This is a genomic window from Luteimonas colneyensis (genome assembly GCF_014836665.1).
GTDB classification, from domain to species: domain Bacteria; phylum Pseudomonadota; class Gammaproteobacteria; order Xanthomonadales; family Xanthomonadaceae; genus Luteimonas; species Luteimonas colneyensis.
Genome location: NZ_JACSQJ010000010.1, coordinates 1 through 21723, shown reverse-complemented (window position 1 = coordinate 21723; position 21723 = coordinate 1). Strand labels below are relative to the sequence as shown.

At 71.9% G+C, this 21723-nt stretch carries 19 protein-coding genes and 1 pseudogene; 8 read left to right on the top strand and 12 right to left on the bottom strand.

The annotated features are described in order from the left end of the window. Nucleotides 1-118: 118 nt before the first annotated feature. A complete protein-coding gene (gene uvrA / locus H9645_RS13700) occupies nucleotides 119-3070 on the top strand; it encodes an excinuclease ABC subunit UvrA (RefSeq protein WP_191730244.1) in 2952 nt (983 codons plus the stop codon). After that, entirely contained in the window at nucleotides 3067-3501 is a 435-nt protein-coding gene (locus H9645_RS13695; protein WP_191730243.1) for an acyl-CoA thioesterase, read from the top strand. Before uvrA ends, H9645_RS13695 begins: the two co-directional genes overlap by 4 nt. Nucleotides 3502-3540: 39 nt before the next feature. Here H9645_RS13695 and H9645_RS13690 read toward each other — a convergent pair whose 3' ends face one another. The 7 genes from H9645_RS13690 to H9645_RS13660 all read right to left on the bottom strand — a co-directional run bounded on the left by H9645_RS13690 (nucleotide 3541) and on the right by H9645_RS13660 (nucleotide 9808). Continuing rightward, nucleotides 3541-4908, bottom strand: a complete 1368-nt coding sequence (locus tag H9645_RS13690) for a sigma-54 dependent transcriptional regulator (protein WP_318240554.1) — start codon at nucleotides 4906-4908, stop codon at nucleotides 3541-3543. Between the two features lie 145 nt (nucleotides 4909-5053). Next, complete coding sequence (locus H9645_RS13685; protein WP_318240553.1) at nucleotides 5054-6403, bottom strand: acetate kinase; 1350 nt, start codon at nucleotides 6401-6403, stop codon at nucleotides 5054-5056. Further along, a complete protein-coding gene (locus H9645_RS13680; RefSeq protein WP_191730241.1) occupies nucleotides 6400-6894 on the bottom strand; it encodes a hypothetical protein in 495 nt (164 codons plus the stop codon). Before H9645_RS13680 ends, H9645_RS13685 begins: the two co-directional genes overlap by 4 nt. A 25-nt stretch (nucleotides 6895-6919) precedes the next feature. Then, a complete protein-coding gene (locus H9645_RS13675; RefSeq protein WP_318240552.1) occupies nucleotides 6920-7630 on the bottom strand; it encodes a C39 family peptidase in 711 nt (236 codons plus the stop codon). After that, nucleotides 7627-7968, bottom strand: a complete 342-nt coding sequence (locus H9645_RS13670; protein WP_191730272.1) for a hypothetical protein — start codon at nucleotides 7966-7968, stop codon at nucleotides 7627-7629. Before H9645_RS13670 ends, H9645_RS13675 begins: the two co-directional genes overlap by 4 nt. 63 nt (nucleotides 7969-8031) lie before the next feature. Further along, nucleotides 8032-8952, bottom strand: coding sequence for a hypothetical protein (locus H9645_RS13665; protein ID WP_191730240.1), 921 nt, complete (start codon nucleotides 8950-8952; stop codon nucleotides 8032-8034). 373 nt (nucleotides 8953-9325) lie between these two features. Next, complete coding sequence (locus tag H9645_RS13660; protein ID WP_191730239.1) at nucleotides 9326-9808, bottom strand: copper chaperone PCu(A)C; 483 nt, start codon at nucleotides 9806-9808, stop codon at nucleotides 9326-9328. Nucleotides 9809-9850: 42 nt separating this feature from the next. Between H9645_RS13660 and H9645_RS13655 the strand changes: the two genes are divergently transcribed. Beyond that, nucleotides 9851-10606, top strand: coding sequence for an enoyl-CoA hydratase/isomerase family protein (locus H9645_RS13655; protein ID WP_191730238.1), 756 nt, complete (start codon nucleotides 9851-9853; stop codon nucleotides 10604-10606). Between the two features lie 40 nt (nucleotides 10607-10646). Here H9645_RS13655 and H9645_RS13650 read toward each other — a convergent pair whose 3' ends face one another. The 3 genes and pseudogenes from H9645_RS13650 to H9645_RS13640 all read right to left on the bottom strand — a co-directional run bounded on the left by H9645_RS13650 (nucleotide 10647) and on the right by H9645_RS13640 (nucleotide 13165). Next, entirely contained in the window at nucleotides 10647-11513 is an 867-nt protein-coding gene (locus tag H9645_RS13650) for a sulfurtransferase (protein WP_191730237.1), read from the bottom strand. Further along, nucleotides 11510-12333, bottom strand: a pseudogene (locus H9645_RS13645) (NUDIX hydrolase). The gene H9645_RS13650 and the pseudogene H9645_RS13645 overlap by 4 nt, the downstream one beginning before the upstream one ends. Before the next feature lie 121 nt (nucleotides 12334-12454). Then, entirely contained in the window at nucleotides 12455-13165 is a 711-nt protein-coding gene (locus H9645_RS13640; RefSeq protein WP_191730236.1) for an FKBP-type peptidyl-prolyl cis-trans isomerase N-terminal domain-containing protein, read from the bottom strand. A 177-nt stretch (nucleotides 13166-13342) separates the two neighbouring features. Here H9645_RS13640 and H9645_RS13635 point away from each other — a divergent pair, with 177 nt between their 5' ends. Genes H9645_RS13635 through nth form a run of 3 tightly spaced genes read left to right on the top strand, consistent with a single transcriptional unit; the run spans nucleotide 13343 to nucleotide 15215 of the window. Continuing rightward, nucleotides 13343-14122 carry an enoyl-CoA hydratase-related protein gene (locus H9645_RS13635; protein ID WP_191730235.1) on the top strand — a complete coding sequence of 260 codons (780 nt, stop codon included), beginning with the start codon at nucleotides 13343-13345 and terminating at the stop codon, nucleotides 14120-14122. A gap of 8 nt (nucleotides 14123-14130) precedes the next feature. After that, on the top strand, nucleotides 14131-14538 hold the full coding sequence (locus H9645_RS13630; RefSeq protein WP_191730234.1) for a hypothetical protein: 408 nt from the start codon (nucleotides 14131-14133) through the stop codon (nucleotides 14536-14538). Continuing rightward, a complete protein-coding gene (nth, locus tag H9645_RS13625) occupies nucleotides 14535-15215 on the top strand; it encodes an endonuclease III (protein ID WP_191730233.1) in 681 nt (226 codons plus the stop codon). Before H9645_RS13630 ends, nth begins: the two co-directional genes overlap by 4 nt. 18 nt (nucleotides 15216-15233) lie before the next feature. Here nth and H9645_RS13620 read toward each other — a convergent pair whose 3' ends face one another. Together H9645_RS13620 and H9645_RS13615 are read right to left on the bottom strand one after the other, a co-directional pair. After that, nucleotides 15234-15929: an energy transducer TonB gene (locus H9645_RS13620; protein ID WP_191730232.1), complete on the bottom strand. Its 696-nt coding sequence runs from the start codon at nucleotides 15927-15929 to the stop codon at nucleotides 15234-15236. A 134-nt stretch (nucleotides 15930-16063) separates the two neighbouring features. Further along, on the bottom strand, nucleotides 16064-16915 hold the full coding sequence (locus H9645_RS13615; RefSeq protein ID WP_191730231.1) for a 2OG-Fe(II) oxygenase: 852 nt from the start codon (nucleotides 16913-16915) through the stop codon (nucleotides 16064-16066). A gap of 266 nt (nucleotides 16916-17181) precedes the next feature. Between H9645_RS13615 and H9645_RS13610 the strand changes: the two genes are divergently transcribed. Together H9645_RS13610 and H9645_RS13605 are read left to right on the top strand one after the other, a co-directional pair. Continuing rightward, on the top strand, nucleotides 17182-18699 hold the full coding sequence (locus H9645_RS13610; protein ID WP_191730230.1) for a hypothetical protein: 1518 nt from the start codon (nucleotides 17182-17184) through the stop codon (nucleotides 18697-18699). 89 nt (nucleotides 18700-18788) lie between these two features. Continuing rightward, nucleotides 18789-21524, top strand: coding sequence for a TonB-dependent receptor domain-containing protein (locus tag H9645_RS13605; RefSeq protein WP_191730229.1), 2736 nt, complete (start codon nucleotides 18789-18791; stop codon nucleotides 21522-21524). Nucleotides 21525-21723: the final 199 nt, after the last annotated feature.

Sequence of the window (21723 nt, the reverse complement as noted above, 5' to 3'; positions counted from 1 at the left end):
TCTTTTGCGTCACCGGTCCGGAGCGCGGCTGGAAATCCGCTCGTTTGCCCCCATGACAGGGGCTCGGTAGGCTGGTCGATCGCCCGCCACCTCCCCCTCCGACCCGGACCCCACCCGAATGGCGCTGGACCTCATCCGCATCCGCGGAGCCCGCACGCACAACCTGAAGGACATCAGCCTCGACCTGCCCCGCGACCGCCTGATCGTGGTCACCGGCCTGTCCGGCTCCGGCAAGTCCTCGCTGGCCTTCGACACCATCTACGCCGAGGGCCAGCGCCGGTACGTCGAGTCGCTGTCGGCCTACGCGCGCCAGTTCCTGAGCGTGATGGACAAGCCCGACATCGACCACATCGAAGGCCTGTCGCCGGCGATCGCGATCGAGCAGAAGTCGACCTCGCACAACCCGCGCTCGACCGTCGGCACGATCACCGAGATCTACGACTACCTGCGCCTGCTGTACGCCCGCGTCGGCCAGCCGCGCTGCCCCGAGCACCACTATCCTCTGGAGGCGCAGACGGTCAGCCAGATGGTCGACCAGGTGATGGCGCTGGCGAAGGATCCCGCCAATGCCGAGCGCCGCTGGATGCTGCTGGCGCCGGTGGTACGCGAGCGCAAGGGCGAACATGCCCAGGTCTTCGAGCAGCTGCGCGCGCAGGGCTACGTGCGCGTGCGCGTGGACGGCGCCGTGCACGAGATCGACGCGGTGCCGCCGCTGGCGCTGCGCCAGAAGCACACCATCGAGGCGGTGATCGACCGCTTCCGGGTGCGCGAGGACATGCAGCAGCGCCTGGCCGAGTCCTTCGAGACCGCGCTCAAGCTCGGCGACGGCATGGCCGAGGTGCGCGCGCTCGACGACGAGGCGGCCGAGCCGCTGCTGTTCTCCTCGCGCTACAGCTGCCCGGTCTGCGACTACGCCCTGCCCGAGCTGGAGCCGCGGCTGTTCTCGTTCAACGCCCCCGCGGGGGCCTGCCCGACCTGCGACGGCCTCGGCGTGAGCCAGTTCTTCGATCCCGGCCGGGTGGTGGTGCATCCCGAGCAGTCGCTGGCCGCGGGCGCCGTGCGCGGCTGGGACCGCCGCAACCACTACTACTTCCAGCTGATCGCCTCGCTGGCGAAGCACTACGGGTTCAGCGTCGACACGCACTGGCAGGACCTGCCGGAGGACGTGCGCCAGGCCGTGCTGTTCGGCAGCGGCGAGGAGCGCATCGCCTTCACCTATGTCACCGAGAGCGGCGTGCGCAGCAAGCGCAGCCACCGCTTCGAGGGCATCGTGCCCAACCTCGAGCGCCGCTACCGCGAGACCGAATCCGCCGCCGTGCGCGAGGAGCTGGCCAAGTACATCAGCGAGCAGCCCTGCCCCGACTGCGGCGGCGCGCGCCTGAACCGTTCCGCGCGCAACGTCTTCGTCGCCGAGCGCGCGATGCCCTCGATCGTGGTGCTGCCGATCGGCGAGGCGCTGGAGTTCTTCAGCAGCCTGGAGCTTCCCGGCTGGCGCGGCGAGGTGGCCGCGCGCATCGTCAAGGAGATCCGCGAGCGCCTGGGTTTCCTGGTCGACGTCGGCCTCGACTACCTGACGCTGGAGCGCAAGGCCGACTCGCTGTCTGGCGGCGAGGCCCAGCGCATCCGCCTGGCCAGCCAGATCGGCGCCGGCCTGGTGGGCGTGATGTACGTGCTCGACGAGCCCTCGATCGGCCTGCACCAGCGCGACAACGAGCGCCTGCTGGCGACGCTGACCCGCCTGCGCGACCTCGGCAACACCGTGATCGTGGTCGAGCACGACGAGGACGCGATCCGCCTGGCCGACCACATCGTCGACATCGGTCCCGGCGCCGGCGTGCACGGCGGCGAGGTGGTGGCGCAGGGCAGCTACGAGGACATCCTCGCCGCGCCGCGCTCGCTGACCGGCCAGTACCTCTCCGGCGCGCGCCGCATCGAGGTGCCGGAGCAGCGCCACGCGCCCAATCCGAAGCTGGCGCTGCGCCTGCTCGGCGCCAGCGGCAACAACCTCAAGGACGTCGACCTCGAGATCCCCAACGGCCTGTTCACCGTGGTCACCGGCGTCTCCGGCTCGGGCAAGTCGACGCTGATCAACGACACCCTGTACGCGCTGGCCGCCAACGAGATCAACGGCGCCTCGCACAAGCCGGCGCCGTTCCGCTCGGTCGAGGGACTGGACCTGTTCGACAAGGTGGTCGACATCGACCAGTCGCCGATCGGACGCACGCCGCGCTCGAACCCGGCGACCTATACCGGCCTGTTCACGCCGCTGCGCGAGCTGTTCGCGCAGGTGCCGGAGTCACGTGCGCGCGGCTACGGCCCGGGCCGCTTCAGCTTCAACGTGCGCGGCGGCCGCTGCGAGGCCTGCCAGGGCGACGGCCTGCTCAAGGTCGAGATGCACTTCCTGCCGGACATCTACGTGCCCTGCGACGTCTGCGGCGGCAAGCGCTACAACCGCGAGACCCTGGAGATCCGCTACAAGGGCCTGAACATCCACGAGGTGCTGGAGCTGACGGTCGAGGACGCGCTGGACCTGTTCCACGCCGTGCCGGCGCTGGCGCGCAAGCTGGAGACCCTGGCCGACGTCGGCCTGGGCTATATCCGCCTCGGCCAGTCGGCGACCACGCTCTCGGGCGGCGAGGCGCAGCGGGTGAAGCTGTCGAAGGAGCTCTCGCGCCGCGACACCGGACGCACGCTCTACATCCTCGACGAGCCGACCACGGGCCTCCACTTCCACGACATCGACCACCTGCTGGGCGTGCTGCACAAGCTGCGCGACGACGGCAACACGGTGGTGGTGATCGAGCACAACCTGGACGTGATCAAGACCGCCGACCACGTCATCGACCTCGGCCCCGACGGCGGCCACCGCGGCGGCGAGATCATCGCCCAGGGCACGCCGGAAGAAGTCGCGGCGATGCCGCAGTCGCACACCGGCCGCTTCCTGGCGAAGCTGCTGGCGGAAAACGCCGGGCACGCGGACAAGCCGCGCATCGACGACACCCCGAAGCCGCGTGCCCGCGGCAAGACCGGCATCCCCACGCGCCGCCGCAAGGCCAGGGACATCTCATGAGCCACTCAAACGCCGGACATGCTCCCGCCGAGCATGGCGCCCTCCTGCACCGCATGCCCATCGAGCTGCGCTGGCGCGACCTCGACGCCTTCAACCACGTCAACAACTCCAACTTCATGACCTACCTGGAGGAGGCGCGGATCCGCTGGTTCGAGTCGCTGGGCGAGGACTGGGTGACCGACGAGACCGCGCCGCTGCTGGCCGCGGTGCAGATGAACTACCGCCAGCCCATCCCCTACCCCGGTTCGATCGTGGTCGAGCTCACCGCCGACCGCGTCGGCACCAGCAGCGTGACCCTGGGCCACCGCATCACCAGCGCCGACGGCCGCGTGCTGCACGCCGACGGCCATGTGGTGATGGTGTGGATCGACCGCCGCAGCGGGCGCCCGACGCCGCTGCCCGAGGCGGTCAGGCGCGTCGCCGGAGGCTGAGGGGCCGACCCGCGCCGGCAGCGCCCCATCGCCCCCGCCTCAGCCGGTGCCGGTGGCGTCCTCGCCGCCGCGCAGACCGTGGCGGTTCATCAGCCGGTACAGGGTGACGCGCGAGATCCCGAGTTCGCGCGCGGCCGCCTGAAGGCGCCCGCCATTGCGCAGCAGCGCACGCTCGATCGCCGCGCGCTCGCCCTCCAGCCTTGCCTCGCCCAGCGTCTGCAGCGCCACGCCGACCTCCTGCAGCCGCAGGTCACGCGCGGTGATCCGGGTGCCCTCGGCCATCACCACCGCCTGCCGCACGCGGTTGAGCAATTCGCGCACGTTGCCGGGCCAGCTGTGGTCGTGCAGCGCGCGCAGCGCGTCGCGGGTGAAGCCACGGACGCGGCTGCCGGCCTCGCCCGAGTGCCTGGCCAGCGCCCAGGCCGCCAGCAGCGCGATGTCGCCACCGCGCTCGCGCAGCGCCGGCATGTGCAGCTCGATCACCCGCAGGCGGTGGTACAGGTCCTCGCGGAAGCGCCCGCGTTCGACGGCCGCCTCCAGGTCGACGTGGGTGGCGCAGATGATCCGCGCGTCGACCGCGATCTCCTCGTGCCCGCCCAGGCGCTGGATCGTGCCCTGCTCGAGGAAGCGCAGCAGCGACGCCTGCGATTCCAGCGGAAGATCGCCGATCTCGTCCAGGAACAGGGTGCCGCCGTCGGCATGCTCGAAGCGGCCGCGCTTGCGCTGGTTGGCCCCGGTGAAGGCGCCGCGCTCGAAGCCGAACAGCTCGGACTGCACCAGGCTTTCCGGAATCGCGCCGCAGTTGATGACCACCAGCGGTGCCCCGTGCCGCTTCGAATGGCGATGGATCGCGGCCGCCGCCAGCTCCTTGCCGGTTCCGGTGCCACCGCCGATGCACACCGGCGCGTCGGTCAGCGCAGCGCGCTGCAGCCGCCGGTAGAGCGCGTGCATCACCGGACTCTCGCCCACCATGCCGTCCATCGACGGCACCGGATGCGGCGTGGCCATGCTGCCGTCCTCCAGCCGCGCCATGCCGTGGGCGTGGCCGAGCACGGTGGCGAGCAGGCCGTCCTCGCAGGGCAGCACCACGTAGTCGTGACAGTGGTCGCGCACCAGCCGCCGCACCGGCTCCAGCTTCACCTGGCCCGGGGCGACACCCGCCACCCAGCCCGGCCCACCGCGGGCGAGCACCTCGCGGATGCGTTCGAGCGCATGCGCCGAAGGCTCGTCGCTGCCACGAAGGTCCAGCAGTCCGGCGCAGTACGCGTCCGCACCGCCGGCCAGCAGCGCCACGATCGCATCGGCCGACGACACCAGTCGCGGCTGCCAGCCGCGCCTGGCCAGCCCCGCGGGCAAGGCTTCGACCACGCCGCCCCCGGGCACCACCCAATGGATGAATCCGCGCACTCCAGTGCGTCCCGGCATGCCTTTGCGCCGCACCCGCCCCCCTCGGATGGCCTCCCGTCTCCTTGCCCACTACCGCCAACGCGCCCGCATCCGCCAAGCGGACAGCTGTGCGCGTGCCGGCCGATTGATGCCGCGCGGGGCGGATTCAGAACCGGATCGGCAGGCGCGCGACCAAGGTGACGTCGGGCGTGTCGCGGGTCATGCCGGCGCCCAGCGCGATGTTCAGGCTGGTGCGTTCGCTGATGCGGTAGGTGCCGCCGAGCATCAGCGTGCCCAGCACCACGCGGACGGAGCCCGGCAGGTCGCTGCCGTTCTGCTGCGAGCGCTGCACGATGTTGTGGTCGTAGCCGATGCTGATCGCGGCGCGCTCGTTGAGCGCGAGCCCGACGCCGACGTTGAAGCCGATGATGTCGCCGGCGTCGACCTCGCCCAGGTACTCGGTCGTGGTCTGCGGGAAGCCTTCCGGCGCGCCGGTGAGCGTGGTGCGCGAGACGTCCTTGCGGGCGAAGTTGTGCAGGTAGCTCAGGCTGCCGAAGAACACCACGGGGTCCGAGGCGTACAGCCAGGTCACGCCCGGCTGCACCGAGGCGAAGCCGCTGCCGGTCGGCAGTTCCAGCGGCAGGCCGGTGCCGGTGGCGTTGGCCACGCAGCGGGTGACGCAGTCGGTGGTGACCTCGAACAGGTCCTCGCCGGTGCGCGACTTGTAGCGCAGCCAGAGCACGTAGAACGGGCGGTCCGCGCCCTTGTTCGGAAGCTGGTAGCGCGCGGTCATCTCGATGTCGCCGAGCCCGTTGCCGTCGGCGCTGAACACGCTGTCCTGGGCCGAACCGGTGAAGATCTCTCGGCTGACGGTGTCGCCGCGGATGTACATGTACGGCACCTTCAGCTCGAGCTCGAAGCGGTTGGCGAGGCCGTAGCGCGCGGCCAGGCCGACCGACAGGCTGGTGGTCTTCACCTGGCGCACGTCGATCAGGCCGATGAGGATGGCCGGGATCACGGTGTAGCCGATCAGCGCGACGCGGTCGTTGGAGTAGTAGCCGGTCTGCAGCGACGGTTCGAGCACCAGGGTTCCGCGCGGGGTCAGCACGCCCGGCTGGTCGAAGATCTGCGCGATTTCCGGCGGACGCGTCGATTCCACCGGCGCCTGGCCCACGGGCACGGGACGGTCGTCCGCGGACTGCGCGGCGACGGCCGCGGCCGCCATCGAAGGCCCCGCGGGCAGCGCCGCGCCGGCCGCGCCGCGCGCGCGCAGCTCGCCCAGCCGCGTGGCGTCGATGTCCGCGGCCTCGTCCCAGCCGAGCCGCTGGCCCTGCACGTAGTCGCGCAGGTCCTGGATCTGGCGCGCCTGCGCGTCGAGCTTCGCCTCGAGGGCCTGGATCCGCGCCTCGTGCGCGGCCACTCCCGGTCCAGCGTCCTGGGTCCATGCCGGCAGCGGGAGCGCGAGCGCCGCGACCAGCAGCGTCCGTCCCGGCCAGGCGCCAGCCGCCGCCGTCACGGCGAACCCGCCGGACCAAGGCCGGCGCGGCCGAGGGCGTCGCTGAAATTCATCGCCTGCAGCAGCCCCAGTGCGCTGCTGCCGGCATCGACCGTGGTCTGGACGTTGATCCTCGCACCATCCAGGCTGTTCTGGATCACCAGCCCGGCGCCACCCGTCGCCGCATGCACATTGCCGGGGCCGACCTGCACCAGCTGCCCCTGCTGCAACAGCGCGAGCTCGCGGGCCTGCGCCTCGCTCATGCGCTCGACGTCGGGGATGTCGACGCGGACCGCGGACACCAGCTCGCCGTTCACCCAGGCCTGGCGTTCGAAGCCGAACGACACCACCAGGCCCGACGGCAACGCGTATCCGCCTCGCATCGCGTCCAGCCGCTCCGGCGCGATCGCCGTCCAGCCCGCGGGCAGCGCCGGTTCGGCCGCGCCCGATGGCGACGACCAGCCCACGGCCGCCATCGCCAGCAGCAGCGTCACCAGCAGCTGCCATCCCATGCGCCTTGCCTCGGGAGTCTTCACGTCAGATGTCCCCGGGTCCGCGCCGGCCCAGGACCACGTCCTGCAGCCCCTGCCGCTGGATGGCATCGGCCAGCGGCGCCAGCGGCGCCAGCCGCCAGTCGCGCGGATCATTGAAGGCCGCGAGCTCGCGGCGGTTGTGGACCACGAACAGCACGCGGTTGTCCCACAGGCGGTCGAACTGGCGCCGGGGCAGCAGGCGCGTGCCGCGCGCCGGATCCCCGACCAGCACACGCCCGGCGCGCATGCCCTTGACCACCACGAAGTGGCGGTAGCCGCGGTCGTTGAGCAACACGATCGCCGGGAGGCCTTCCTCGAGCAGGCGGTCGAGCGGCACCTCGAAGCCGTCCGCGGAATAGCCCTGCGCCTCGAGGTAGGCGCGCATGTCCAGCAGCGAGAAGCCCTCGCGCCGGATCCGCGCCTGGTCGCCGCGCGCGTACATGTGGCGGAACACCTCGGCCTCTCCGACCGGATGCCCGTACTGGAAGGTCAGCAGCGTCGCCACCGCGGCCGAGCCGCAGCTGAAGTCGTGCTGCTGCGGCACGGTGGTGCGGTAGCGCGCGGCCTTCAGGCTGGTCACCGGCACCGCATAGCTGCCGCCGTGCGGTACGCGCACCTCGGCCGTGGAGGCATGCGCCGCGTCCGGCGCGGCCGCCCGCCATGCCAGGCAGGCGGCCAGCAGCGACGTCCATGCCGCGGCGCGGCGCTGGGTCACGGACCGCCCCCGCCGAACCGCACGTTCACCGCGGTGCCGTTCTGGATCAGGACGTTGGCACCGCTGTTCTGGATCACGGTATTGATGCCCGCGGCGTTGCCGAAGGCACCCCCGGTGACGGTATTGGGTCCACCGACCGTGCCGACGGCGCTGTTGCCGTCGACGTTGCCGGTGTTGTCGACGTCCACGATGACCGTGTCCACCGACTCGCCCCCGCGCATGGCTTCGAGCGCCGGCCCGGCGAGTGCCTGGCCGAAGCCCTCGACCGGCGCGGGTTCGCCCGGTGGCGATGCCAGCGCGAGCACGCCGGCGATGACCGGGATCACGATGACAGGCATGGCGCTCCCTCCCTGGCGATGCGCCGCGGGCGGAGCCGCGGCGCGCGCCTGTTCCCGGACCCCTCAGGGACCGACGTTGAGGTTGGCCTGCACGGTCACGCCCTGCTGGATGAGCGAGGTCGCACCGCTGTTCTGCGCCAGCACCATGATGCCGGCGGCCGCGTTGGCCGAGCCGTCCATCGAGTTCGACATGTCGAAGGCGCCGCCGTGGGCCCAGCTGGATCCGCCGGCCCCGCCCGCACCACCCGTCGCCGCACCGCCCGACGCGGCGCCGTCGCCGCCGCGGCCACCATAACCACCGCGACCGGCCGTGGCCGTGGCGTCGCCGCTGCCGCCGGAGTTGTCCGCCGCGGTGTCGCCACCGCTGGTCGTTCCGTCGGCCGACGCCGTGGCGTCGCCCGCAGTGGCCGTGGCGTCGGAATCCGCCCAGCCCAGGTCGCCATCGCCGACGTCGCCATCGGCAGCTGCCCTGGCCGAGGAACCGGCCGACGAGGCCCCCTGCGTCCCGGCCCATCCGGACGCCGCGGCGTCGCCATCGCGCTGGCTGGCCGCGCCGGCGTCGCCACCGTCGCCACCATCGCCGCCCGAACCGCCGGCGCCGAGCGCCAGGCCACCCAGGGCCGCGCCGCCCGCGCCGCCGTCGGCGCTGCCGTTGTTGGTGGCGATGTTGCCCATCACCTGCACGCCGTTGCCGGAGACCGAGGCGCTGAGGCTGGTGGTCGCCACGGCGGTGCTGGTGTTGAACGAGCTGGCGATGCTCGTGCTGGCGGCGCTGCCGTTGTTGGCGGACGCGGCCGAGGCACCGGACGCGTCGGCGAGGCCGGCGTTGTCGCGGGCGTCGCCGCTGCTGTTGTCTTCGGTATTGCTCGCGTTGTTGTCGCCTGCGCCGCGCTCGTTCTGGGTATTGTCCTGGGCCCATGCCTGGGCGGACAGGCCCATGCCAAGTACCACGGCGGCGGCCAACATGCTCTTGCGGATGCGCATCGTCGTTCTCCTGGGGGATAGTCGCGCCGGCCTGCGGGGGGAAGGGGGGCTGCAGGCCGTAGCCAGGACGATTACGCAGGTTTGGTGCCAGCCCGCCGGGACGCGTGCAAGCCATTGATCCACCGATGTTTTCAAGCGGCGGCCCGGGCGGGCATCGGGATGTCGACCGTCCGCGCGGCGATGCGGGCGGGAAAACGTCGCAGTGCTGAAACAGGCCTGCGCGACGAAGCATCCAGCCACGCGCCGGAATGCCCGCCAGCAGGCACGCGAGCCGCGCTCCGGCGCGCGGAACCGCATGCCGGCACAGTCGCCGGCGGATGTTTCATCGATGAAACAGTGCGCCGCCCGTCGCCAGCGCGGTGCCGGGCAGCGGTCAGCGCGCCGCCGGTGCGCGCACCGGGAAATCGGCTGCGATGCCGCGGCCGTCGGCCAGCACCAGTTCGACGCGCACCACGTCGCCCTCCGCCAGCGGCGAGACCGGGCGCATCAGCATGAGATGCAGGCCGCCAGGGCGCAGCACGGCTTCACCGCCCGCGGCCACGGGCAGCGTGGCCACCGCGCGCATGCGGCTGACGCCGTCGACCACACGGGTCTCGTGCAGCTCCACCGCGGCGAACGCATCGCTGCGCGCGCCGGTCACCACGACCTCGCCCGCGCACGGATTCACCACCCGCGCGAAGCCGGCCATCATCGGCATCGGCATCGGCGGCGCGCGCAGCCAGCCTTCGGCGATGTGGGGCACGCAGCCGGCGTCGGCGTCGGCGCCCGCGGGACCGGACGCAGCTGCCTGCGATACGGGGGCCAGGAGCAGCAGCGTCAGGAAGGCGGCGGGCAGGAAGCGGGCGGTCTCGTGCATGCGCCTATGATAGCCACCCACACCACGGCCCCCGGCAAACGCATGACCGCATCCATCGAGACGATCGAACACGGCGCCATCCGCGAGCTGCGACTCGCGCGTCCGCCGGTCAACGCCCTCGACCCTGCGCTGTGCGCGGGCATCGCGGAGGCGGTGGAGGCGGCGGTGGCGTCGGGTGCCAGGGGCATCGTGCTGTCCGGCGGAAAGGTGTTCTCGGCCGGCCTCGACGTGCCGCACCTGCTGACGCTGGAGTCGCGCGAGGCGGTGGGCGCGGCCTGGACCGCATTCCTCGATGCCGCGCGCGCGATCGCGGCCTCGCCGGTGCCCGTGGTCGCGGCGATCACCGGCCACTCGCCGGCCGGCGGCTGCGTGCTCGCGCTGTGCTGCGACTACCGGGTGATGGCCGACGGGCCGTTCCGCATCGGCCTCAACGAAACCCAGGTGGGCCTGGTCGCGCCCGACGGCATCCAGCACCTGATGCGGCGCGCGGTGGGCGGCCATCGCGCCGGGCTGCTGCTGGTGACGGGCGAACTGGTCGACAGCGCGCGCGCGCTCGACATCGGCCTGGTCGACGAACTCGCCGCGCCCGATGACGTCGTCGCGCGCGCGATCGCGTGGCTGGACGCCCTGCTCGCCCTGCCCTCCGCACCGGTGCTGCGCACGCGCGCCATCGCACGCGCCGACCTGCGCGCCGCGCTGGACCCCGCGAACATCGACATCGACACCTTCGTCGACGCCTGGAACGATCCCGATACCCAGGCCGGTCTGCGCGCGCTGGTGGCGCGCCTGGGCAAGTAGGCGCGCTGCCAGCAGCCGGCAGCGGGCTGCGCGGCGGTACTCAGTCCGGCCCGGTGACCACCGGGCGGGCAGGATCCTCGATCCAGCCGCTCCACGAGCCGGTGTACAGGCCGGCCCCCTCCAGCCCGGCGTGGGCCATCGCCAGCAGGTGGTGGCAGGCGGTCACGCCGGAGCCACACATCACCACCGCGCCCGGCGCGCCCGCCTCGCCCAACAGCGGCCCGAACTCTCCGGCCAGCACGTCGGCCGGCTTGAAGCGGCCGTCGGCGAGGTTGCAGGCATACGGCCGCGACACCGCGCCGGGCACGTGGCCGGCGCGGGCGTCGATCGGCTCCACGTCACCGCGGAAGCGTTCCCCGGCGCGGGCGTCGAGCAGCAGGCCGCCTTGCGCGAGGTGCCCACGCACGCGCGCGGCATCGAACAGGCGCGCGCGCTCGCAGTCCGCGGGATACGGTGCGACAGCGGCGGCCTCCGGCACCGGCGCGGCATCGTCCAGCGGCAGCCCGAGCGAACGCCAGCCCTCGAAGCCGCCGTCGAGCACCGCGACATCCGCATGTCCAGCCAGCCGCAGCAGGCACCATGCGCGCGCCGCGAACGCGCCGTCGGCGGCGTCGTAGACGACGACCTGGTGCGCGGGCGTGATGCCGCGGGCCGCGAGCATGCGCCCGAAGCCCGTCGCGTCCGGCCACGGATGGCGGCCGGCGCCCGGCACGTGCGCACCGGACAGGTCGCGATCCAGGTGCACATGACGCGCGCCCGGGATGCGCGCTTCGCGCCAGGCGGCCTCGCCGGCAGACGGATCGGCCAGCGAGAAGCGCGCGTCCAGCACCACCAGCAGCGGATCGCCCAGCGCCGCCGCGAGCGCACTGGGCGCGACTAGGGTGGTCCATCCGGTCGATCGGGTCATGGCAGGCCTCCGGCGGCCAGCAGGCGCTGGCGCAGGTTGTACAGGATCGAGGCGGTCGCGCCCCAGACCCGCTGGTCGGGGGCGGCCTGGTGGCGCTGGTACTCGAAGACGTGGCGCTCGCGGCCGCCGAAGGTGATCGCGATGCGATCCAGGTTCTCGGGCGCCATCAGCCACGACAGCGGCAGGCTGAAGACCTCCGCCACTTCGCCCGGCTGCGGCCGCGGCACGAAGCCCGCCGGCACGCGCGCCACCACCGGCAGCACGCGGAAGCCGGAAATCGTGGCCAGCGGATCGAGATAGCCGAGCACGCGGGCGGCGCGGCGCGGCAGGCCGATCTCCTCCTCGGCCTCGCGCAGCGCGGCGGCCAGCGGGCCGGCATCGCCCGGGTCCACGCGCCCGCCGGGGAAGCTCACCTGGCCACCGTGGTGGCGCAGGCCGTCGTGGCGGCGGGTCAGGATCACGCGGGTGCCGCCGTCGTCCATCAGCGGCACCAGCACCGCCGCGTCGGCCAGCGCCGCGCGCGCGGGCAGCATGTCGCGCAGTTCGTCGAGGTTCCAGGCCGGGCCCGCCGGCACCGCGTCCGGTGGCTCCAGCGCGGCCTGCAGCGCGACGTCGGCCAGGTCCGGCGCCATCAGCGGCCGCGCTGCGCCTCGCGCGCGGGCAGCACGCGTTCCATCAGGTCCTCGCGCTGTGCGTCGTCCATCGCCAGCCAGCCGGCGATCTCGGCGCCGGTGCGCAGGCAGCCGTCGCACAGGCCGTCCGGATCGAGGGTGCAGACGCCGATGCAGGGGCTCTGCACGGCGCGGACTCCGGTGTTCATCCCGCCTCCGGGTCGTTCCGGGTTGCAGACGCGAACGCGCCGGCACGAGGCCGGCGCGTCCGTGGAGCGTTGCGCGGCGTGGACCGCGCAGGAGTGCTGGGGCGCCGGCGGCGCCCCGTGGTCACTTGACGCTGACCAGCTTGACGTCGAACACGACGGCCTGGTTGGCCATGCGGCCGGCGCGGATGTCGGACCCGTAGGCCTTGTCGCCGGGCATCACGACTTCCCAGCGCGAGCCGGCCGGCATCTGCAGCAGCGCCTCGCGCAGGCCCTCGAGCGGGACCTGGCTGACCTTCAGCGACACCGGGCCCGGGGTCTGGCCCTGCGGCACCTGGTTGGTGTCCACCAGCACGGTGCCGTCGGGCAGCGAGCCCTTGTAGGTCAGCTGCACGTCGCTGGCCTGGGTCGGCTTGGCGCCGTTGCCGGTCTCGATCACGCGGTACTGCACGCCGCTGGGCAGCGTCTGCACGCCGGCCTTGGCCTTGTTCTGGGCCAGGAAGCTGTCGCTGGCGGTCTTGTTGGCGGCGGCGAGCTGGCGGAACTCGGCCTCCATCTTGGCCTGCTGGCGCTTCTGCATGTTCTCGACCGCGGTGCGCAGCTGGTCGACCGGGACGGTCGGCTCCTTCTTGCCGTACGCGTCCTGCAGCGCCTTGATGACGGTGTTGACGTCGACGGCCTCACCGCGCTCGGTCAGCTCGGCGAGCTCGGCGCCGGTGTTGTAACCGATCGCGTAGCTGAGCTTCCCCTTCTCGGAAGTGGTGTCCTGGGCGGAGGCCGTGCCGGCGACCAGGGTGGTGGCCGCAAGGGCGGCAGCGAGCAGGCGCAACTTCATTCGTGGGACTCTCCGGGATTGCAGTTGGGTGTGTCCGGGATGCGTGCGGACGGACTGGCCGCCCGGTGTGGACACGTTAGGATACTGGGGCCACGGCTTAACCGCCACTGACACCGCAGCCTCCGACCCCATCCGCACGCGGAAGTTCCCGCATCGGCCCCGAACACGAGCGATTCCATGCCAGACCCCGTCCTCATTGCCGACCACGGCGCCGTCCGCGTCGTCACCGTCCATCGCCCCGACAAGCTGAATGCGCTGAACCGGGCCACCCTCGAAGCCCTGCAGACCGCCTTCGACGCCGCCGCGACCGACGACGACGTGCGCGCGGTGGTGCTGACCGGCTCGGGTGCGAAGGCCTTCGTCGCCGGCGCCGACATCGCCGAGATGTCGGGCCTGAGCGCGGTCCAGGCCCGCGACTTCTCGCTGGTCGGCCAGCGCCTGATGCGGCGCATGGAGCGCATGCCCAAGCCGGTGGTCGCGATGGTCAACGGCTTCGCGCTGGGGGGCGGCCTGGAACTGGCCATGTGCTGCCACCTGCGCATCGCGTCCGACAGCGCGAAGCTCGGCCTGCCCGAGGTGACGCTGGGCCTGCTGCCCGGCTTCGGCGGCAGCCAGCGCCTGCTGCGCCTGGTCGGCCGCGCCGCGGCGCTGGAGATGACGCTGACCGGTGCACCGGTCGACGCCGCGCGTGCGCTGGCACTGGGCCTGGTCAACCGCGTCGTGCCCGCCGCGGAACTCGAGTCGCACACCATGGCATTCGCGGCGACGCTGGCCGGCCAAGCGCCGCTGGCGATGCGCGGCATCCTCGACGCCATCCACGTCGGCGGCGAATGCGCGATCGACGACGGCCTGGAATACGAGAGCGCGCAGTTCGGGCTGGCCTTCGCCACCGAGGACGCGCGCGAGGGCATGACCGCCTTCCTCGAGCGCCGCAAGCCGGCGTTCCGGAACCGTTGAGCCGGCCGATGGCCGATCCACGCCCGGTCGCCGCACCGGATGCGGCGCAGGCGCGGCGGATCCTCGCGCTGCTGCACGGGGACGACGTCGATGCCGCGATCACGGCCGGACTGGCGGGGTTCCGGCCGCTCGACGCGCTCGCGCCTGCGCAGAACGCGGCGCTGGTGGAGGCGCGCGACCGCTTGCTCGCCGCCTGGGCCGCGCGCGAACGCCATCGCGCGCGCGCCACACGGCTCCAGCGGATCGAACGCGAGCGCGCGAGTGCGCGCGCGGCCCGGCAGCCGCCGGCCGCACCTGCAGCCGGCACGGGCTCCGCGACGGCGGATGCAGGCAGTGGCCAGCGCCCCGCCCTGCCCGCGGTGGCCGCCGCTGCGCTTGCACGCGCCAGGGCCCGCGCAGGCGGAAGCAGCGCATGAGTGCCGCGCGCGAGCGGCGCGGCCGGGTGATGCCCAACGCACACGTGGAGGAGATGTTCGCGCGGCTGTCGGAGCTCAACCCGAAGCCGGTGACCGAGCTGGAATACGGCTCGCCCTACGAACTCCTGGTCGCGGTGACGCTGTCGGCGCAGGCCACCGACGTCGGCGTCAACAAGGCGACGCGGCGGCTGTTCCCGGTGGCCAACACGCCGGCGGCCATCGCCGCGCTGGGCGAGGACGGGCTGAAGCCGTACATCAACACCATCGGCCTCTACAACGCCAAGGCCGCTAACGTGGTGGCGATGGCGAAGCTGCTCATCGAACGCCACGGCGGCGAAGTGCCGCGCACGCGCGAGGAGCTCGAGGCCCTGCCCGGCGTGGGCCGCAAGACCGCCAACGTGGTGCTCAACACCGCCTTCGGCCAGCCGACGATGGCGGTGGACACGCACATCTTCCGCGTGTCCAACCGCACCGGCCTGGCCCACGGCAAGGACGTGCGCGCGGTCGAGGACCGGCTGCTCAGGCGGGTGCCCGCCGGCTACCTGCACGACGCGCACCACTGGCTGATCCTGCACGGCCGCTATGTCTGCAAGGCACGCAGGCCGGAGTGCCCGGCCTGCGTGATCCGCGATCTCTGCACGTATCCGGACAAGACGCCCGGCGCGATGCCGGGGTGACCTCGCGCGCGCCGTGGATCAGCGCGCGGCGGTCCAGTTGACGGTCACGCTCGGATCCAGCGGCAGCACGGTCTTGCTCGAGAAGCGCTGCGCGTCGGGGCCGGTCCAGCTGCAGGCCGAGACCGACGACGCCGGGCCGAGGTAGCAGACCGGCCACAGCAGGGTCGACGGCACGGCCCGGCCGGCCACCTGCTCGGGCGAGAAGCGCCAGGCGCGCGCAGCCTCCTCGGCCGATTGCGCCATCGCCCGCGAGACCGAGCCCGTGGCCGCGTGCACGTCGGTGTCCTGCACGCGGCCGTCGGCGCCCACCTGCAGCCGCAGCACCACCATGCCCTCGTGGCCGGCGAGCTGGTCGCGCATCGGGTACGCCGGCGGGGTCATGGCGGCAAGCGCCGGCCCGGTGGTGGCCGAAACCACGCGCCAGCTGCCGTCGGCCGACTCGTCGACCACCACGCGCAGGTAGGTGCGGGTGCCGGCCGCATCGCCCGATGGCGCCGGACTGAACACCCAGCCACGCGCCTCGCGGGCGAGCGCATCGCCCGCGGTCCCGGGCACGGGGCCGTGCGCGGACACGTCCGTGACGCGGCCGTCGGCCCCGAGCTCGATCGCATAGGTGTAGACCTGTTGCGTCGCGTGGACCGCGCCCGCGTCCGAGGCGAGCGCCGCATACGGCAGTGCGAAGCCGAGAAGAAGTGAAGCTGCGATCCGCTGCATGATGGTGCTCCCGCGCCAGGCGCCAAGTCGTTGATGACCTGATCTCACTACGCGCGGACCGCTGGTGGGTTACAGCACCATGACAAACACCGCCACGCATGACGGTCGGTATCTACAGCCAGACGAACGGTCGATCAGTCGTAGCGACCCACGCGCAGCCACTTCGTCGCCACCCATTTTTCCCCGGCCACCACGGGGGCACCGGCGTGCAGGCTGCCGGTCATGGGATGTGGCCGGTCGTAGGCGAAGAACACGGCATTGCCCTTGACCGCGGCGACCTCGAAGCGCGCGTCCGGGAAGGTGGTCGCACCGCCCCGCTCCGGGGTGTTGAGGTACATCACGATCGAGGCCACGCGCTGCCCGCCGCGGGCGAGGGTCTTCGCGGCGCCGGGGCGCGACGGATCGAAGTAGTCGTAATGCGGCCGGTACTCGGCGCCCGGGCCGTAGCGCAGCAGCTGCAGGCCCTCGCCGTTCTCCAGCGGCCACTCGACCAGCGCGGCGAGCCGGCGCTCGATGCGCTCGCACAGCGCGTTCTCGCCGCGGCGGAAGAACATGCCGTCGCTGGTGCGGCTCGCGTGCACCGCGTCGACGCCGGTCTCCATGTCCAACACCGGCGACGGCCGCAGGCGCTCGCGCCCCATCGCCACCAGCGCATCGCATTCGTCGTCGGCCAGCACGCCACCGAACACCACCACGCGCGGATGCAGCATGTTGGCCAGCACGGTGACCCGGCGGTCGCCGGCGTCGATGACCGATGCGCCGTTCATCTCCACCGGACAGGGGACGCGCTCGGGCGCCGGCAGTCCGTGCTCGCGCGCGTGATCCGACAGGTGCCCGCGCATCGCCGACTCCAGGGCCGCGGCGGCGGCGTCGCCATCCCAGCCGCGCTCGACCATGGCCGCGAGCACCGCCTCGGGTGACGCCCCCGAGCGCACGCGCTCAAGCAGCCACTGCATGAGTCCGGCATCGATCCCGGGGCTGTCCATCCATTCGATCCGCAGGGTTCGCAAAGGGACTGCCAGCAGGCCTGTCGCGCATGACGCGCGGATGACAACCGACATCCAGCCGTCGCGAATCCGTCGCATGTGACAGCCGCACGTCGGTGCCATCCGCGTGCAAGAAAGCTGTCACGCAAGGCCACTAGCCTTCATCGCCGATTCATCCGGAACGCAGCGGACGCCGCCCGACACAGGGCGCGCCGGGCCGCGGTTCCATCGCTGCGTCCGCGCACCTTTCCTCCCGGAGACCAACGATGTCCACGCGCCACAGTTCCAAGGCCCTTCTCATGACTTTCGGCGCGGTGCTCGCGCTGAGCGCCTGCGGCGGCAACGGCGCCGACCGCGTCGCCTCGCCGGGCGAAGGCGCGTTCCCGCCGCCGCCCCCGGCCGCGCCGCCGCCGTCGAACCCGCCCCCGGCCGCGCCGCCGCCGAGCGAACCGCCGCCGTCGGGCCCCGCCGCGTCCTGCCCGGAAGGCTTCCGCAACATCGGCACCATCGCAGACTTCCGCGCCTGCGAACTGCCCGAGCGCATCATCGGCGAGCTCACCGTGCCCAAGGCCGCCGGCACCGTCTACGCCATCAATGGCGCGGTGCACGTCGGCGAGGACATGGGTGGCGACGCCGCCGCGCCGCGCGCCGGTGCCCGTGAAGGCATCCTCAACATCGAGGCCGGCGTGACCCTGTACGCCTCGGCCGGTCCCGACGCGCTGGTCGTCAACCGCGGTTCGAAGATCTACGCGCTCGGCACCGCCGAGGAGCCGATCATCATGACCGCGAAGATCGACGTCGAAGGCGGCGCCACCGCCGAGACCGAAGGCCGCTGGGGCGGCCTGGTGCTGGCCGGCCGCGCGCCCGTCAACACCTGCATCGGCGACTTCCAGCCTGGCACCGCGCAGTGCGAGACCCGCATCGAGGGCGGCGACCTGGGCATGTACGGCGGCAACTCGGCCACCGACAACTCCGGCACCGTGCAGTACATGCAGATCCGCTACTCGGGCTTCGCCTTCTCCGGCGGCAACGAGCTCCAGGGCCTGACCATGGGCGGCGTCGGCAGCGGCACCACCATCGAGTACGTGCAGGTCCACAACAGCTCCGACGACGGCATCGAGATCTTCGGCGGCACGGTCAACGGCCGTCGCATCGTGGTCACCGGCGCCAGCGACGACAGCCTCGACATCGACTCCATGTGGAGCGGTGCGGTGCAGTTCGGCATCGTGGTCCAGCGCGACAGCACCGGCGACAACATGAACGAGTGGTCGGGCACCAACAGCAGCAACACGATCCCGCTCACCGCCGGGCAGTACTCGAACCCGCACGTCGCCAACTTCACCTACGTCGGCCGCGCCGGCGGCAGCAGCGGCAACGGCTCGGGCTTCACCGTGAACCTCGGTTCGCGCGCGGAAATCTACAACACCGTGGTGACCCGCAAGCCGGGCGGCACCGGCAAGGGCCTGACCTGCCTCAGCGTCGAGACCCCCGAGCGCGGCAGCACCGCCACCCTCGAGTCGGTGTTCTTCGCCTGCCCGAACAACTTCAACAACGACGCCGCCGAGGCCGCCTTCACCGCGGGCGTCAACACCGTGGCCGGCAACTCGACCCTGACCAGCGTGTTCGTCAACGGCGCCAACGAAACCGCCGTACCGGCGGCCGCCAACCTGCCCGGCAAGCATCCCTTCCTGCAGCAGGTGGACTACATCGGCGGCGTGAAGGATGCGAACGACACCTGGTGGCAGGGCTGGACCTGCGGCCTGACCGCCGACACGCCCTGCTGACCGGGCCTGACGCTCCAGCAAGGGGCGGCCCACCGGGCCGCCCCTCCCTATATGCACGGCCCCGTTCCCGCACAGCCCAAGGTCCCACTATGAAGCGCACCCCGACACGCAGCGGCCTGTCCGTCGCGATCACCACCCTCCTCGCCTGCCAGGGCGCCTGGGCCCAGCAGCACGACGTGCCCGGCGGCCAGGCCACGGTGCCGTCCCAGGCCACGATCGTGCACGCCACGATCGCGCAGTCGGCCGCCAGCGCCGCCCAGCCGGCCGCGGAGGGCGACCAGGCCGTCCAGCTCGACGCCGTCGAGGTGCGTGGCGAGTACATCCCCGAGCCGATGCTGCAGACCGCCGAGGTCGCCTCGTTCGTGACCCGCGAGGACTTCGTGCGCACCGGCGACTCCGATGCCGCCGACGCCCTGCAGCGGGTGTCCGGCGTGAGCATCGTCGGCGACAAGTTCGTGTATGTCCGCGGCCTCGGCGAGCGCTATTCCTCGGCGCTGCTCAACGGCTCGCCCCTGCCCAGCCCCGAGCCGATGCAGCGCGTCGTGCCGCTGGACCTGTTCCCGGCCGAGGCCCTCGAGGGCATGACCGTGCAGAAGACCTACTCGGCGCGCTACCCGGGCGAGTTCGGCGGCGGCGTGGTGGACCTGCAGACGCTCAACATCCCCGCCGAGCCGTTCCTCAAGCTCAGCGTGGGCGGCGGCTTCAACAGCGCCACCACCGGCGAGAAGGGCCTGACCTACTACGGCGGCGACGACGACTTCTGGGGCTATGACGACGGCACCCGCAAGATGCCGCGCGCGCTCCAGGACGCGATGGCCACCGGCAAGCGCATCGACCGCACCAACTTCAGCAACGAGGAGCTCGCGCGCATCGGCCGCAGCTTCGAGAACGCCAACCTCAACCTGCTGCAGGAAAACGACAGCATCGACCCCGACGTCAACTTCGGCGTCAGCGCCGGCTGGTCCGGCGACATGGGCGACGACGCCCGCATCGGCTTCATCGCCGTGGCTGGCTTCGACAATGAGTGGCGGACGATCTTCGGCGACCAGGAACAGGGCGTGTTCCTCGGCGACAACAGCGAAACGCTGTCCTACGCCAAGGACTACGAGTTCCTGACCACGCGCAACAACGCGCGCGTCAACGGCCTGTTCGGCGTCGGCTACGAGTGGGGCACCCACCGCATCGACCTGACCACCCTGTACGTGCACGACACCATCAAGGAAGCGCGCAGCCGCGCCGGCATGGACTACGTCTCCGGCTACGGCTATCGCGAGGACGACACCCGCTGGTTCGAGCGCGAGATGGTCAACCACCAGGTCAGCGGCAAGCACGAGTTCGGCGAGTACGGCGACGTCAAGGTCGAATGGCGCGCCGCCTGGGCGCGCGCGACCCGCGACGTGCCCTACGAGAAGCAGATCGGCTTCCGCGACGAGGGCGACGGCTACTGGGCCTACTCGGTGCGCAACCAGGAGAACTACACCCGCTTCAGCGGCGTCGAGGACGAGGTCGCCAGCGGCGGCGTCGACCTGAGCTGGCGCCTGCCGATCGAACGCGACCTCACCCTGCTCGCCGGCGCGTCCTACATGGACAACGACCGCAACGCCTGGTCGCGCGAGTTCCGCTTCTTCGCCGGCGACGGCCCCGGCAACGGCGCCGAGCTGCCCTTCTACTTCCCGTACCAGCGCCCCGATTACCTGTTCTCCGACTACAACCTGAGCCAGGGCTGGCTTCGCCTGGAGGAGACCACCGGCCTCGGCGGCCAGGCCGCCTACGACGCCACGCTCAAGGTGCTGGGCACCTATGTACAGGTGGAGGGCGAGATCACGCCGAACCTGCGCGGCACCTTCGGCCTGCGCTACGAGGACGCCACCCAGGCGGTGCATCCGTACGACATCTACACCGGTGCCCGCGCGGGCGCGATCGCGCCGCTGGAGAACGACTACATCCTACCCGCGCTGACCCTGACCTGGAACCTGGCCGACAACCGCCAGCTCCGCTTCGGCGCCTCGCAGACCATCGCGCGCCCGCAGTTCCGCGAGCTCTCGCCTCAGCTCTACACCGACCCCGACAAGGACCGCCAGCTCTACGGCAACCCCTACCTGGTCGACAGCGAGCTGACCAACCTCGACGCGCGCTACGAGTGGTTCTTCGGCTCGGGCGAGTACTTCACCGCCGGCCTGTTCTACAAGCAGATCGACAAGCCGATCGAGGCGATCATGTTCACCGGCGGCGGCGACGCCCTGTGGCAGACCTTCGTCAACGCGCCCGAGGCCACGGTGTACGGCGCGGAGCTGGAGTTCAAGAAGTACTTCGACCCGGCGTTCGCGGCCGACTGGTGGGACGGCAACCGCCTCTACCTGGCCACGAACTACACCTGGACGCAGTCCGAGGTGAACGCAGACGAGGGCGACACCGTGGCGCTCGACAGCGGCATCGGCATCACCCAGCCGGCGCGCAGCCTGATCCTGGACGGCAGCTCGCTGCAGGGCCAGTCGGAGCACATCGCCAACCTGCAGTTCGGCGTCGAGAACACCGACAAGGACCTGCAGGCGACGCTGGTCGCCAACTACGTCAGCGAGCGCATCTCGGCCCGCGGCAACAACCTGCGCCAGGACCTGATGGAAGAGCCGGGCCTGACCCTGGACTTCGTGCTGCGCAAGACCATTCGCTTCGGCGAAACCCCGGTGACGCTGGGCCTCGCGGCCCGCAACCTCCTCGATACCGAGGTCGACGAGTACATCGAGGGCGGCGGCGGCCAGAAGATCCACGTGCTGCGCTACGACCCGGGCGTCTCGTACTCGTTCAGCATCTCGACCGAGTTCTGACCGCGCTCGCCCCGGGGTGGGGACAGGGGCGTCCGTTCGCGGGCGCCCCTTTTTTTGGTTCTTCTCCCAATCGGGGGGATGTTCGCGTTGGTGTTTTTTGGGCTGCGGCGGCCCGGTGCGGGCGCAGGGGGGATGCCCAGCCGGAATCTGCGCTGTCCTGCTCCCACTTCCGGCCGCCGGCCATCCATGGCCGGCTCTG

What these genes read in the sequence shown, in the direction of transcription:
- uvrA (WP_191730244.1), top strand. Translation starts at nt 119, where the DNA reads ATGGCGCTGGACCTCATCCGCATCCGCGGAGCCCGCACGCACAACCTG.
- H9645_RS13695 (WP_191730243.1), top strand. Translation starts at nt 3,067, where the DNA reads ATGAGCCACTCAAACGCCGGACATGCTCCCGCCGAGCATGGCGCCCTC.
- H9645_RS13680 (WP_191730241.1), bottom strand. Translation starts at nt 6,894, where the DNA reads ATGGGATGGCAGCTGCTGGTGACGCTGCTGCTGGCGATGGCGGCCGTG.
- H9645_RS13670 (WP_191730272.1), bottom strand. Translation starts at nt 7,968, where the DNA reads ATGCCTGTCATCGTGATCCCGGTCATCGCCGGCGTGCTCGCGCTGGCA.
- H9645_RS13665 (WP_191730240.1), bottom strand. Translation starts at nt 8,952, where the DNA reads ATGCGCATCCGCAAGAGCATGTTGGCCGCCGCCGTGGTACTTGGCATG.
- H9645_RS13660 (WP_191730239.1), bottom strand. Translation starts at nt 9,808, where the DNA reads ATGCACGAGACCGCCCGCTTCCTGCCCGCCGCCTTCCTGACGCTGCTG.
- H9645_RS13655 (WP_191730238.1), top strand. Translation starts at nt 9,851, where the DNA reads ATGACCGCATCCATCGAGACGATCGAACACGGCGCCATCCGCGAGCTG.
- H9645_RS13650 (WP_191730237.1), bottom strand. Translation starts at nt 11,513, where the DNA reads ATGACCCGATCGACCGGATGGACCACCCTAGTCGCGCCCAGTGCGCTC.
- H9645_RS13640 (WP_191730236.1), bottom strand. Translation starts at nt 13,165, where the DNA reads ATGAAGTTGCGCCTGCTCGCTGCCGCCCTTGCGGCCACCACCCTGGTC.
- H9645_RS13635 (WP_191730235.1), top strand. Translation starts at nt 13,343, where the DNA reads ATGCCAGACCCCGTCCTCATTGCCGACCACGGCGCCGTCCGCGTCGTC.
- H9645_RS13630 (WP_191730234.1), top strand. Translation starts at nt 14,131, where the DNA reads ATGGCCGATCCACGCCCGGTCGCCGCACCGGATGCGGCGCAGGCGCGG.
- nth (WP_191730233.1), top strand. Translation starts at nt 14,535, where the DNA reads ATGAGTGCCGCGCGCGAGCGGCGCGGCCGGGTGATGCCCAACGCACAC.
- H9645_RS13620 (WP_191730232.1), bottom strand. Translation starts at nt 15,929, where the DNA reads ATGCAGCGGATCGCAGCTTCACTTCTTCTCGGCTTCGCACTGCCGTAT.
- H9645_RS13615 (WP_191730231.1), bottom strand. Translation starts at nt 16,915, where the DNA reads ATGGACAGCCCCGGGATCGATGCCGGACTCATGCAGTGGCTGCTTGAG.
- H9645_RS13610 (WP_191730230.1), top strand. Translation starts at nt 17,182, where the DNA reads ATGTCCACGCGCCACAGTTCCAAGGCCCTTCTCATGACTTTCGGCGCG.
- H9645_RS13605 (WP_191730229.1), top strand. Translation starts at nt 18,789, where the DNA reads ATGAAGCGCACCCCGACACGCAGCGGCCTGTCCGTCGCGATCACCACC.